At 61.5% G+C, this 602-nt stretch carries 1 protein-coding gene; it reads left to right on the top strand.

Going from position 1 to position 602, the window contains the following annotated elements:
- Nucleotides 1–511: protein-L-isoaspartate O-methyltransferase (locus EN925_RS38720; protein ID WP_164894828.1), on the top strand; the 511-nt coding region annotated here is incomplete at its 5' end.
- Nucleotides 512–602: the final 91 nt, after the last annotated feature.

The following is a 602-nucleotide window of genomic DNA, read 5'->3' as shown; positions in this document are numbered from 1 at the left end:
CATCCGCATTGCAGCCGGCGCGGACGGTTCGCGCTACCTGATGGAAGCGTCGCCGTTGGCCAAGCTTATCCAGCTGGCCGAGATCAACCCGACCGATTCGGTGCTCGATGTCGGTTGCGGAACGGGCTACGCCTCGGCCATCCTGTCGCGGCTGGCCGGGTCCGTAGTGGCGCTCGAAAACGATTCGGCGCTGGCGGAAACCGCCAGATCGACGCTTTCGTCGCTTGGCTGCGGCAATGTGACCGTCGTCCAGGGCGCGTTGCCGCAGGGGCATGCCGCCAAGGCGCCTTATGATGTTATCTTTATCGGTGGCAGTGTCGCGGAAGTGCCGGCCCCGTTGCTCGACCAGCTTGCCGAAGGCGGCCGACTCGTCGCCGTCGAAGGGCAGGGCAATTCCGGCGTGGCCCGTCTCTTTTTCAAGGCCGGGGGGGTTGTAACCGGAAGACGTGCATTTAATGCGGCAATTAAGCCACTACCGGGGTTTGAACGCATTCGTGCTTTCGAATTCTGAATGATTTGGCCTTGCAGCAGAGGCTTTGTCATGGTCGCTTGCATTTGAACGATCGCTGCTGATGCCAAACTGGGGGCACTTTGGGGGTGAG

It is taken from the genome of Mesorhizobium sp. M7A.F.Ca.US.006.04.2.1 (assembly GCF_004022915.1).
Classification (GTDB): Bacteria; Pseudomonadota; Alphaproteobacteria; order Rhizobiales; family Rhizobiaceae; genus Mesorhizobium; species Mesorhizobium ciceri.
The sequence above is the reverse complement of the archived record's forward strand: the minus strand, read 5'-3'. Positions and strand labels throughout refer to the sequence as shown.